Here is a 1,273-nt window from a genome sequence, read left to right as displayed (position 1 = left end):
GCTACCATGCTGGATTCACGAAATGAATCCCTCACCCGATTTGTGCAACAAAGCCACTGCGAGAACAGAACAAAAACAAAACGTGAAGGTGGGAAACTTTGTGGGAAACCATTTTTCGGGAGAGAACCAGGTCAGCCTCAAATCCCTTGTTTTACTGGCAGGGGCATCAGGGTTCGAACCCGAGACCTACGGTTTTGGAGACCGTCGCTCTACCAACTGAGCTATACCCCTGCAGTGCCCGTGTTCCTAAGCCACCACCGACCGACTCGCAAGAGGGAAATCAGCGGCAACACACGGGTTTTTTCGACAAACCGAGCCGCAGACTGGTCCTGAACAGCACAGTATTCTAAGACAGGTGAAAAAGGAGCGCCTTTTGAGCCTGAGAAAGAAAATTGCCGACAGCCCCCGGTTCAATCGCGCGGTCGAGGCCTGCTTTGCCGCCTATGTCAGTTTTGCCTATCGGACTTCTCGCTGGCAGCGGTCTGGGTTTGCGGACATGGATGCCGCTGTGGCGCGGGGTGAGCCGGTCATATTTGTGCTCTGGCACCAACGTTTGATCATGGCCCCTTACCTGTTTGACACTTCATTGGGGCGGATTTGTGCGCTGACCTCGGCGGCACGCGCCGGACAACTGGCCGGGCAGATTCTGGTGCGGCTTGGCTTTGAAACCATCCCTATGTCGAGCCACAAACGCCATGTCGCCCTGTCGCGCGAGGTTCTGCGACGTACAAAGGAAGGCTGCTCGATTGGAATCGCTGCAGACGGGCCACGCGGCCCTGCACGCATCTCTTCGGGTGTGCCGATCACCTGGGCGCGGATGACAGGGTGTCGGGTCTTTACCGTTGCCTTTGCCGAACGCCGGGTTCTGAAGCTGCCCACCTGGGACAAGCAAATGCTCCCCCTGCCCTTTTCGCGTGGCGTGCTGATCTGCCAGGAGTGGCTTGAGGAAGTCCCCAAAAAGCCCAGTGAAGTAGAGGCTGAAACACTGCGGATCAGTCTACAGGCGTCGCTGGACGAGATCACAGACCGCGCCGATAGGCATGCAGGGCGTCCAGCAGAAGACCGCTAAGGCCGCCGCCCCCCCAAAAGACCAAGACAAAACTCTGCAAGAAAAAAGGGCCTCCCTCGGGAGGCCCTTTCGCAGAACAGTTCTGTGTGGTTCTCGGCGATTTTCCCATATGGGAAAATCACCTGTCACCACTGTTTCAAAATCACTCTGTGATTTTGGAAACGACGCCAGCGCCGACGGTGCGGCCGCCTTCGCGGATCGCAA

The 1,273-nt window shown here is 57.1% G+C and carries 1 protein-coding gene and 1 tRNA gene; one reads left to right on the top strand and one right to left on the bottom strand.

Translation table 11 applies throughout. From position 1 onward, the window contains the following. Window positions 1–155: 155 nt before the first annotated feature. Window positions 156–231: transfer RNA gene (locus tag PH5382_RS19335), tRNA-Trp, on the bottom strand. Window positions 232–373: 142 nt separating this feature from the next. Between PH5382_RS19335 and PH5382_RS19330 the strand changes: the two genes are divergently transcribed. Further along, window positions 374–1,069: a lysophospholipid acyltransferase family protein gene (locus PH5382_RS19330; RefSeq protein WP_058336006.1), complete on the top strand. Its 696-nt coding sequence runs from the start codon at window positions 374–376 to the stop codon at window positions 1,067–1,069. Window positions 1,070–1,273: the final 204 nt, after the last annotated feature.

The organism is Phaeobacter sp. CECT 5382, from assembly GCF_001457775.1.
Lineage (GTDB): Bacteria > Pseudomonadota > Alphaproteobacteria > Rhodobacterales > Rhodobacteraceae > Pseudophaeobacter.
This window is presented reverse-complemented; position numbering and strand designations above follow the sequence as displayed.